Origin of the sequence: Aeromonas popoffii (genome assembly GCF_000820025.1) — a bacterium.
Lineage (GTDB): Bacteria > Pseudomonadota > Gammaproteobacteria > Enterobacterales > Aeromonadaceae > Aeromonas > Aeromonas popoffii.
Map to the genome: position 1 here is coordinate 30,211 of NZ_CDBI01000030.1, position 10,256 is coordinate 40,466.

The following is a 10,256-nucleotide window of genomic DNA, read 5'->3' on the forward strand; positions in this document are numbered from 1 at the left end:
AACTTTTGGTACTGCTCAAAATGGTGCGCCCGGGAGGATTCGAACCTCCGACCACCTGGTTCGTAGCCAGGTACTCTATCCAGCTGAGCTACGGGCGCTCACAAACTTTTGGTACTGCTCAAAATGGTGCGCCCGGGAGGATTCGAACCTCCGACCACCTGGTTCGTAGCCAGGTACTCTATCCAGCTGAGCTACGGGCGCCCTGATTTTAAACGATAAAAAAAGCTTACTTATCAGTAAGCCTTTTCCAAAGTGTCGACTTGCTGATGGTCAACACATGACTCTTGCTTGAGTCGTAATATGGTGCGCCCGGGAGGATTCGAACCTCCGACCACCTGGTTCGTAGCCAGGTACTCTATCCAGCTGAGCTACGGGCGCAAATGGCGGAGAAGGGGGGATTCGAACCCCCGATGCGGGTATAAGCCGCATACTCCCTTAGCAGGGGAGCGCCTTCAGCCTCTCGGCCACCTCTCCGTTTGCGGGGCTGATAATACTTCACAGGGATTTTTAGTCAAACACTTTTTTGGATAAAAAAGTGCGTTAGCTCAGCATTTGGTCAAAGCGTGGAATATTCAAACAATATCAGTACTTATGCCGCAGTTTAGTACCTTGAAAGCCGATTCCCGGGCACGGAAAAACAAAAGGCGACACAGAGGTGTCGCCTTCAAGCAGCTATCGATGCGGCTTAGAAATTCGGTTGGCCCGGAACTTTCTCGGCCTGTATCCGCTGGTAGATCTCTTCGCGGTGCACGGAGACCTCTTTCGGTGCGTTCACACCGATACGAACCTGATTGCCTTTAACGCCCAGTACGGTGACAGTCACTTCATCACCAATCATCAGGGTTTCCCCTACACGACGAGTCAAAATAAGCATTCGCTTGCTCCTGTAGCCTGTTTTGTATTTATATCGATATACGACATTATCTTACAAAGATACCGATATGGTAAATGGTTGAAACTAAATCAATCAGGGATTGTTCCCCAAGGGCTGCTCATGAGGCTCATTATCCAGCCCGAAAGCAGCGTGCAACGCGCGCACCGCCAGCTCCAGGTACTTCTCGTCAATCACCACGGATATTTTGATTTCAGAGGTGGAAATCAACTGCATGTTGATCCCCTCCTCGCCCAATACCTTGAACATGGTGCGGGCGACGCCAGGATGATTCCACATGCCGACGCCGACGATGGACACCTTGGCTATCTCACCGTTGCCCTGCACGCAGGCGGCGCCCAGCTCGCTGGCAGTCTCCTCCAGCAGGGCGCGAGCCCGGCGATAGTCATCGCGATTGACCGTGAAGGTGAAATCGGCGGTGCCATCCCCCAGGGTGTTCTGCACTATCATGTCGACATCAATGTTGGCATCGCTGATCGGATTCAGGATCTGCGCCGCCACCGTTGGCCGGTCCGGCACCCCCAGAATGGTCAGGCTGGCCTCGTTGCGATTGAACGCAATCCCGGATACCAGGGGAGCTTCCATCCTCTCACCTCCATATGTGATTAAAGTTCCCTCTCCATCGACAAAGCTCGACAGCACCCGTAGTGGCACGCGGTACTTGCCCGCGAACTCCACCGAACGGATCTGCAGCACTTTGGCCCCCAGGCTCGCCATCTCAAGCATCTCCTCAAAGGTGATGGTGGAGAGACGACGGGCCTTGGGTTCGATGCGCGGATCCGTGGTATAGACCCCATCCACATCGGTAAAGATCTGGCATTCATCGGCCTTGATGGCTGCCGCTACCGCTACTGCTGTGGTATCCGAACCACCGCGTCCCAGCGTCGTGATGGCATTATGCGCATCACGGCCCTGAAATCCGGCGATCACCACCACCTTGCCCGCGCCCAGCTCAGCCTGAACCTGCTCGGTATCAATGTGGCTGATACGCGCCTTGCCATAGGCGGAGTCGGTATGAATACGGACCTGATCGCCGGTCATTGAGACCGCGGAACAACCGCGTTTGTTCAACGCGATCGCCAACAGCGCTATGGTGACCTGCTCACCGGTGGAAACCAGCACATCCATCTCGCGCCGGTTGGCATCCGGATCCAGCTGCTGAGCCATGCCCAGCAACCGGTTGGTTTCGCCCGACATGGCGGAGACAACCACCACCACGTCGTGTCCCTGGGCGCGGGTCAGTTGAACCCGCTCAGCCACCGCCTCGATCCGCTCCAGCGTGCCGACCGAGGTGCCGCCGTACTTCTGTACATAGAGTGCCACAGATCACCTCGCCCGATTACAGGCGCTCTTCCAGCCAGGAGTGAACAGATTGCAGTGCCGCAGGCACAGCTTCCGGCTGGGTACCGCCCGCCTGCGCCATGTCGGGCCGACCACCGCCCTTGCCGCCCACCTGCTGGGCCACCAGATTGACCAGCTCACCAGCCTTGACCTTGCCGGTCAAATCACTGGTCACGCCGGCGATCAGGTTGACCTTGTCATCGCTGCTGGTTGCCAGCAGCACAACACCGGATTTCATCTGATTTTTCAGCTCGTCCAGCATGCCACGCAGTGATTTGGGATCGGCCCCTTCCAGCGCTGCAATCAGCACCTTCCGGCCATTGATCTCGATCACCTGACTGAGCAGGTCGCTGCCAGCCTGAGCCGCCAGCTTGGCCTTGAGCTGCTCCAGCTCGCGCTCCATCATCTTGGACTTGTCCAGCATCTGGCGCACTTTATCGGCGATGGAGAACTGATCCCCCTTCACCAGCGCCGCTGCCTCTTCGATCTGCTCGCCCATCTGGTGCATGAAATCGATGGCACCCTTGCCGGTCACGGCTTCGATACGACGCACGCCAGCGGCAATGCCGCTCTCGGCGATGATCTTGAAGAAGCCGATGTCACCGGTGCGCTTGGCGTGAGTACCGCCGCACAGCTCGGTGGAGTAGTCGCCCATGCGCACCACGCGCACGTCGTCTTCATATTTTTCACCAAACAACGCCATGGCACCGGCCGACTTGGCCGTTTCCAGATCCATCACCTGGGTGTTGACGTCATGGTTGGCACGGATCTGGGCGTTGACCAGCTCTTCGACCCGGCGAATGGTCGCCATGGTCAGTCCTTCGAAGTGGGAGAAGTCAAAGCGCATGCGCTCGGCGCCCACCAGAGACCCCTTCTGGGTCACGTGATCCCCCAGCGCCTGACGCAGGGCTGCGTGCAGCAGGTGAGTCACCGAGTGATTCAGGGCCACGGCCTGACGGCGCTCGCCATCGACCACGGCTTCGACCTCGGCCCCCTTCTCCAGGGTGCCCAGCTCCAGATACCCCTTATGAATGACGGCCTTGCCCGCTTTCTGGGTATCAGTCACGGCGAAGATACCGTCATCCACCTTGAGGATACCGCAGTCACCCACCTGACCGCCGGACTCGGCGTAGAAGGGGGTTTCGGCCAGCACTACCACGGCTTCTTCACCTGAGATGAGGCCGTTCACTTCGACGCCATCCTTGTAGATGCCAACGACGGTCGTCTTCTGACTCAGCTGTTTGTAACCGGTAAACGGGGTCTCGAAGTCGAGCTTGAGCACCTCGTTGTAGTTCACACCGAAGCTGGAGGCCTCTTTCGCGCGGGCGCGCTGCTTCTCCATCTCGGCATTGAAGCCCTCTTCGTCGATACCGATCTCGCGCTCGCGCACCACATCGGCGGTCAAGTCAGCCGGGAAGCCATAGGTGTCATACAGCTTGAACACCACCTCGCCCGGGATAATCTTGGCATCGCCCAGGTTGGTCAGCACGTCTTCCAGCAGCAACAGGCCACGATCCAGGGTACGGACGAACTGCTCTTCCTCGATGCGCAGCACGCGCTCGACCAGCGGCAGCTGGGCGATCAGCTCGGCCGCCACGTCTTTCATCTGCACGGCCAGTTCGGCGGCCAGCTTGTAGAAGAAGACGTCGGTGGCACCCAGCTTGCGCCCGTGACGCACGGCGCGGCGGATGATGCGACGCAGCACATAACCACGGCCTTCATTGGATGGCATGACACCGTCCGCCACCAGGAAGGCGCAGGAACGAATGTGATCGGCGATGACGCGCAGGGACTGGTTGTTCAAATCCGTGGTTCCGACTATCTCGGCCGCTTTCTTGATCAGTGCCTGGAAGATGTCGATTTCATAGTTGGAGTGCACTCCCTGCATGATGGCGGAGATACGCTCCAGCCCCATGCCGGTATCCACGGACGGACGGGGCAGCGGTGCCATGGTACCGTCGGCCTGACGGTTGAACTGCATGAAGACCACGTTCCAGATCTCGATGAAACGGTCGCCATCTTCTTCCGGTGAACCGGGAGGGCCACCCCAGAGGTGATCACCGTGGTCATAGAAGATCTCGGTGCAGGGGCCGCACGGACCCGTATCACCCATCTGCCAGAAGTTATCGGAAGCAAACGAAGCACCCTTGTTGTCACCGATGCGCACTATGCGCTCGACCGGCACACCCATTTCATTTGCCCAGATGTCGAAGGCTTCATCATCCGTTTCATACACGGTTACCAGCAGGCGCTCTTTGGGCAGCTTGAGGGTCCCGGTCAGGAATTCCCAGGCAAACCGGATGGCGTCCTGCTTGAAGTAGTCACCGAAACTGAAGTTGCCCAACATCTCGAAGAAGGTGTGGTGACGAGCGGTATAGCCGACGTTTTCCAGGTCATTGTGCTTACCGCCAGCCCGCACGCAACGCTGGGCCGTGGTGGCGCGGTTATAGGCACGCTTGTCGGCGCCAAGGAATACATCCTTGAACTGGTTCATACCTGCGTTGGTGAACAACAGGGTCGGGTCGTTATGCGGCACCAGCGAGCTGGAGGAGACAACCTGGTGCCCCTGGGAGCGGAAATACTCGAGGAACGCTGAGCGTAACTCTGACGTGGACATATACATGGAAAATCCTGCTTGATTCGAATACGGACTTTTAACCGCATTAATGTAAGTTTTCTGCGGGGTAAAGTAAAACGTACCAGCCCGTGACGGGTGAAAAAGCGCGCATCACGCTGTGTTGGCAGACCAGGGAAGCAACCCTGCCGTTTTTACCGGTGAGATGGGGTCAGCAGCGGGAGAATTTTCAGGCTCGGATCCGAGGGGCTATCCCCTCGGCGTCAGGTCGGCCATTCGGCCAGCCATGGCTGAATCGCAAGCGGGTGACTATGCTGCGCAGTCGTTGGCACTCATGGCCTGCGCGGGCCAGGTGCTTGGCAAGGAGCCCGGTCAATGCAAGCGCAGTGGAAGAAAGGACATACCCTGAGTCGTTCAAGAGACGCTCCGGGCCGCGATGGCAAACCTCTCGACAACCAGCGTGGTGAAGCCAGCCGCGATAGCCATGACAACGAGCCGCCCAGACACCCTCTCAAGTCACTTTCTTCAAGCCACTTTCCTCACGACCTATTCAACCGTCAGTGGCAAACGCCACACTAGGCACTCTGCTCCATCATGGCTGCGATGGCATAACGGGCCTGATCCTGGTTGAATCCGCGTCCCAGCAGATACTTGATCCACTTCATCCGCAGTTTGAAATCCCCCAGCTCACTGACTCTGGCCCGTCGTTGCAGCAACGCGAGTGCCAGCTCGAACCAGTCCAGCTCGGGTTGCTCGAAGGCGGCCTCTATCTGCGCATCACTGAGCCCCTTGCGGCGCAAATCGAAGCGGATCTTGATGGGCCCCTGCCCCTTGGTCGCACCGGCTCGTACTGCCATGGCGCCATAACGCTCGTCATCGACCCAGTTGTAGCCGCGACAATAGTCGAGCACAGCACTGATCACCTCATCATTGAAATCCTGCTTGCGCAGCCGGTTGGCCAGCTCCGACTCGGCGCTCTCGCGGCGAGCCAGACTGCGCATGGCGAAGGCTTTGGCTGAGGCAAACAGCTCTTCGAAGGAGAGTTCAGGGGGCTCGCTGGGAGTGGATATATCAGCCATAAATGACAAGGCCGGGGGTTAGCCCGGCCTTCCTGTTATTCGAACTCTTGTTCGCTTTCGGCTTCGAGCTCGTCAGCCTCCGCCACCACCGGCTTCTCGGCCGGCGCATCACCGGAGAGCAGCAGTTCACGCAGTCTGGCTTCTATCTCGGCCGCCATCGCCTTGTTCTCGGAGAAGAGCTTCATCACGTTGGCCTTGCCCTGACCGATCTTCTCGCCGTTGTAGCTGTACCAGGCGCCGGCCTTATCGATCAGCTTGTGCTTGACGCCCAGATCCACCAGTTCGCCCTCTTTGGAGATACCAACACCGTAGAAGATCTGGAATTCAGCCTGCTTGAAGGGCGGGGCAACCTTGTTCTTGACCACCTTGACGCGGGTCTCGTTACCGACCACTTCGTCACCTTCCTTGATAGCGCCGATGCGACGGATATCCAGACGCACGGAGGCGTAGAACTTGAGCGCGTTACCACCAGTCGTGGTTTCCGGGCTGCCGAACATGACGCCGATCTTCATCCGGATCTGGTTGATGAAGATACAGAGGCAGTTGGCGTTTTTGATGTTGGCGGTCAACTTGCGCAGCGCCTGGGACATCAGACGGGCCTGCAGGCCGACGTGAGAGTCACCCATCTCCCCTTCGATTTCCGCTTTCGGCGTCAGGGCCGCCACGGAGTCGACGATGATGACGTCAACGGCGTTGGAGCGAACCAGCATGTCGCAGATTTCCAGCGCTTGTTCACCGGTATCCGGCTGGGAGATCAGCAGGTCGTCAACGTTGACGCCCAGCTTGGCCGCATAGATAGGGTCGAGGGCGTGTTCCGCATCGATAAAGGCACAAACCTTGCCTTTTTTCTGGGCTTCCGCAATCACCTGCAGGGTGAGGGTGGTTTTACCGGAAGATTCCGGGCCGTAGATCTCGACGATACGACCACACGGCAAGCCGCCAATGCCAAGCGCCACGTCCAAAGAGAGGGAACCGGTAGAGATAGCTTCGATATCCATGGTCTTGCTGTCGCCCAGACGCATGATGGAACCTTTGCCGAACTGCTTTTCAATCTGACCCAGCGCAGCCGCCAGTGCCTTCTGTTTGTTCTGATCCATGCCAATCTCCGCTGGAAATCGTGAGTAAGAAGTGAAGTTGGGCTAAGTATACTGTCTATTCATACAGTATCAAGCCCAATTTATCTGAGCAGGGCCAACAGACCGGCCAGGGCCTGCCTGACTGCCTGCTGGCGTACCTGCCGCCGGTTCCCGTCAAAACGGGCCAACAGGGAGTGATGACGACCATTGCGGTCGGCCCAGGCGAACCAGACGGTGCCGACCGGCTTGTCCTCGGTGGCGCCACCGGGACCGGCGATGCCACTGATGGCGACGCTGATGGAGGCCAACGAGTTCGCCAGCGCGCCACAAGCCATCTCCAGCACCACTGACTCGCTCACTGCGCCCTGTTCCCGCAGACTCTGATCGCTTACCCCCAGCATCTGCTGCTTGGCCTCGTTGGTATAGGTCACAAAACCGCGATCGAACCAACCGGAGCTGCCCGCGATATCCGTGATGGCCGTGGCCACCCCGCCACCGGTACAGGATTCGGCGGTGGCCGCCAGCCAGCCACGCTGGCTCAGGGCCAGGCCCAGCTCGGTGGCGAGGTGCTCTATCTCTGCATCCAGTTTCATCCCGGCTCCTTCTGGTTCGCTCAAAGGGTACATTATGCGATCCCGATCCTGTCGCCCGCAACCGCCGCAGGGCAGAACCCGACCGCCCCCGTCGCGGCACTGATGTGTGGTGCTGGGGCCGCTTCGTGCAGGCGCAGCCTGCCAAGGCTTGCCTGCGGGGCTTGGGCTATGCGGGCAGCGCCATGGCAGCCATGCCTCCACTGCGACGGCGCTTACGTGTAGAATGGCGCCATCAAGTTCAATGCCCATCACCGCAGACCCAGGCCCGAAGAGGCCCCTTCTGGAATAGAACATGACAGCACAACACCAAGCCAGCGGCGCCATTGGCTCCGCGCCCGGCGCCAATCTGAGCGCCCACACGCCCATGATGCAGCAGTACCTTGGCCTCAAGGCCGAGAACCCCGAGATCCTGCTGTTCTATCGCATGGGCGACTTCTACGAGCTGTTCTATGACGATGCCCGCAAGGCCTCCCAGCTGCTCGATATCTCCCTGACCAAGCGCGGCCAGTCGGCGGGCACCCCAATCCCCATGGCGGGGGTGCCCTATCACGCCATCGAAGGCTACCTGGCCAAGCTGATACAGCTCGGTGAATCCGCCGCCATCTGCGAGCAGGTGGGGGATCCCGCCACCAGTAAGGGACCGGTGGAGCGCAAGGTCATTCGCATCATCACCCCGGGCACCGTCTCCGACGAGGCGCTGCTCAGCGAACGGCAGGATAACCTGATCGCCGCCGTCTATCACGATGGCCGCCGCTTCGGTTACGGCACCATGGATATCGGCTCGGGCCGCTTCTTCATCAACCAGTTCGACAAGGAAGAGACGTTACTGGCGGAGCTGCAACGCACCAATCCGGCGGAGCTGCTCTATCCCGAATCCTTCGCGTTTTTACAGCACGTCGAGGGTCGCCGTGGTCTGCGTCGTCGCCCCGAGTGGGAGTTCGAGCTCGGCACCGCCCGCACCCTCTTGTGCCAGCAGTTCGGCACCCAGGATCTGGTAGGCTTCGGGGTCGACAAGAGCGAGACAGCCCTGTGCGCCGCCGGTTGCCTGATGCAGTACGTCAAAGACACCCAGCGCACCGCCCTGCCCCACATCCGCAGCGTGCGCCTCGAGCAGCCTGATCACGCTGTCATCATGGATGCCGCCACCCGCCGCAATCTGGAGCTGACCCAGAATCTGGCGGGCGGGTATGAAAATACCCTGGCCGAGGTGCTCGATCGCACCGCCACCCCCATGGGCAGCCGTTTGCTCAAGCGCTGGATCCACCAGCCGATCCGCGATCGGGTGATCCTGAAAGGTCGCCAGAGCACCATCCACACGCTTATCGAGCAGAACCTCTACGATGAGCTGGGCAACCTGCTGCGTCAGGTGGGCGATGTGGAGCGGGTGCTGGCTCGTCTCGCCCTGCGTTCGGCCCGCCCGCGCGACCTCACCCGGCTGCGGCAGGCGTTTGCCCAGCTGCCCGAGCTGCAGCGCCTGCTGGCAGATAACCAGCACGAGGCGGTGCAGCAACTGGCAGAGCGCGCCAGCACCTTCCCCGAATTGCTGAGCCTGCTGGAGTGCGCCGTGATGGAGGTGCCACCCGTGCTGATCCGCGATGGTGGCGTCATCCGTGACGGCTTCAATCAGGAGCTGGACGAGTTGCGGGATCTGGCCAACGGCGCCACCGCCAGCCTGGCCCGCATCGAGGAGCGCGAGAAGACGCTGACCGGCATCAACACCCTCAAGGTGGGCTACAACCGGGTACATGGCTTCTACATCGAAGTCAGTCGCGCCAACAGCCATCTGGTGCCGGCTCACTACATCCGCCGCCAGACCCTCAAGAACAACGAACGCTACATCATCGATGAGCTTAAAAAATACGAGGACAAGGTGCTCACCGCCCAGGCGCTGGCGCTGGCACTGGAGAAACGGCTCTACGAAGAGCTGCTCGACACCCTGCTGCCCCACCTCGGCGATCTACAGGAGTCCGCCGCTGCACTGGCGGAGCTGGACGTGCTGGCCAACCTGGCGGAGCGGGCCGAGAGCCTCGACTACCGCTGCCCGACCCTCATCGACGAGGATCAGATCCTGATCGAGGCGGGCCGCCATCCTGTCGTTGAACAGGTGATGAGCGATCCCTTTATCGCCAACCCCATCCGGCTTGAGCGGGATCGCCGGATGCTGATCATCACAGGCCCCAACATGGGCGGTAAATCCACCTATATGCGCCAGACCGCGCTGATCGTGCTGCTGGCCCATATCGGTGCCTTCGTACCCGCCGACAGCGCCCACATCGGCCCCATCGACCGTATTTTCACCCGGATCGGGGCATCGGATGATCTGGCATCTGGCCGCTCGACTTTCATGGTAGAGATGACCGAAACCGCCAACATCCTCAACAACGCCACCGCCCGCAGTCTGGTGCTGATGGACGAAATTGGCCGCGGTACCAGCACCTACGACGGCCTCTCGCTGGCGTGGGCCTGCGCCGAGCAGCTGGCGAGCAAGATTGGCGCCTACACCCTGTTTGCCACCCACTACTTCGAGCTGACCCGGCTGCCGGAGCTGATTGAGGGGCTGGCTAACGTCCATCTGGACGCGGTCGAGCACGGCGACACCATCGCCTTCATGCATGCGGTGCAGGAGGGAGCGGCCAGCCGCTCCTACGGCCTGCAAGTGGCGGCGCTGGCGGGAGTGCCGAAATCGGTGATCCATCAGGC

At 60.0% G+C, this 10,256-nt stretch carries 7 protein-coding genes and 4 tRNA genes; 1 reads left to right on the forward strand and 10 read right to left on the reverse strand.

All coding sequences use genetic code 11. The annotated features are described in order from the left end of the window. Positions 1-21 precede the first annotated feature (21 nt). From BN1129_RS06320 to BN1129_RS06365, 10 genes are all read right to left on the reverse strand, one after another. Positions 22-98, reverse strand: a tRNA-Arg gene (locus tag BN1129_RS06320). Positions 99-124: 26 nt separating this feature from the next. Further along, positions 125-201, reverse strand: a tRNA-Arg gene (locus BN1129_RS06325). A gap of 100 nt (positions 202-301) precedes the next feature. Then, positions 302-378, reverse strand: a tRNA-Arg gene (locus BN1129_RS06330). 3 nt (positions 379-381) lie between these two features. Further along, a tRNA-Ser gene (locus BN1129_RS06335) sits at positions 382-474 on the reverse strand. Between the two features lie 211 nt (positions 475-685). Continuing rightward, on the reverse strand, positions 686-874 hold the full coding sequence (csrA, locus tag BN1129_RS06340; protein ID WP_026456466.1) for a carbon storage regulator CsrA: 189 nt from the start codon (positions 872-874) through the stop codon (positions 686-688). A 93-nt stretch (positions 875-967) separates the two neighbouring features. Beyond that, positions 968-2,215, reverse strand: a complete 1,248-nt coding sequence (locus BN1129_RS06345) for an aspartate kinase (RefSeq protein WP_042035246.1) — start codon at positions 2,213-2,215, stop codon at positions 968-970. Between the two features lie 16 nt (positions 2,216-2,231). Next, a complete protein-coding gene (gene alaS, locus BN1129_RS06350) occupies positions 2,232-4,856 on the reverse strand; it encodes an alanine--tRNA ligase (RefSeq protein ID WP_042035248.1) in 2,625 nt (874 codons plus the stop codon). 527 nt (positions 4,857-5,383) lie between these two features. Then, entirely contained in the window at positions 5,384-5,887 is a 504-nt protein-coding gene (locus tag BN1129_RS06355; protein WP_042035250.1) for a regulatory protein RecX, read from the reverse strand. 35 nt (positions 5,888-5,922) lie between these two features. Next, the gene (recA, locus tag BN1129_RS06360; protein WP_042035251.1) at positions 5,923-6,984 is read right to left on the reverse strand and encodes a recombinase RecA; all 1,062 of its coding nucleotides are present in this window, start codon (positions 6,982-6,984) and stop codon (positions 5,923-5,925) included. An 80-nt stretch (positions 6,985-7,064) separates the two neighbouring features. Further along, on the reverse strand, positions 7,065-7,556 hold the full coding sequence (locus BN1129_RS06365) for a nicotinamide-nucleotide amidohydrolase family protein (RefSeq protein ID WP_042035252.1): 492 nt from the start codon (positions 7,554-7,556) through the stop codon (positions 7,065-7,067). Between the two features lie 292 nt (positions 7,557-7,848). Here BN1129_RS06365 and mutS point away from each other — a divergent pair. Next, positions 7,849-10,256 (forward strand): DNA mismatch repair protein MutS (gene mutS / locus BN1129_RS06370; RefSeq protein WP_042035323.1); only part of this gene is annotated, 2,408 nt, incomplete at its 3' end.